The 591-nt window shown below is 55.7% G+C and carries 1 pseudogene; it reads right to left on the reverse strand.

The window, feature by feature from the left end:
• Nucleotides 1–61: 61 nt before the first annotated feature.
• Nucleotides 62–591: pseudogene (locus Q1A20_RS26085) on the reverse strand (transposase); the annotation flags it as partial.

Below are 591 nucleotides of genomic sequence, written 5' to 3' on the forward strand. Positions count from 1 at the left end.
CGTCGTCAGGTTTTTTGGAACAGGTGGCCGCCCGATCTAAGAGAGGGCCTTGTTCATCTGGTTATGCGGCGGATTTGCAGTGAAGCAAGCGCCGGGTTTCGAGTGTCTTCTGTTTGATCCTTTCTATTGACCGGCAGTTGATAGCGCAGCAATCAATGAGAGGGACGTTGTTTTAAGATGGTTTGCCCACGCCCGAAGTAGACATCTGCGGGGGTGAGGTTTTGCAGGCTCTCGTGATAGTACCTGTGATTGCAGTGATCGACGAAGGCGTCGATCTGGTGCCTGAGATCACCGGGCAGGTAGTAGTTCTCCAGCAGGATGCGGTTCTTCAAGGTCTGGTACCATCGCTCGATCTTACCCTGTGTCTGCGGGTGATACTGTGCGCCCCGGACATGGTCCATCTGTTGATCTTCCAGCCAATCGGCGAGTTCTCCAGAGATGCAACTGGCGCCATTGTCCGATAACGGGCGTGGCTTATGAACGACAGTCGCCTGATCGCAACCCGAAGCCTGCAGCGCCAGATCGAGCGTGTCGGTCACATCCTCGGCTCTCATCGTCGTGCAGAGCTTCCAGGCGATGATGTAGCGGCTG

It is taken from the genome of uncultured Roseobacter sp. (assembly GCF_947501835.1).
Taxonomy (GTDB): Bacteria; Pseudomonadota; Alphaproteobacteria; order Rhodobacterales; family Rhodobacteraceae; genus Roseobacter.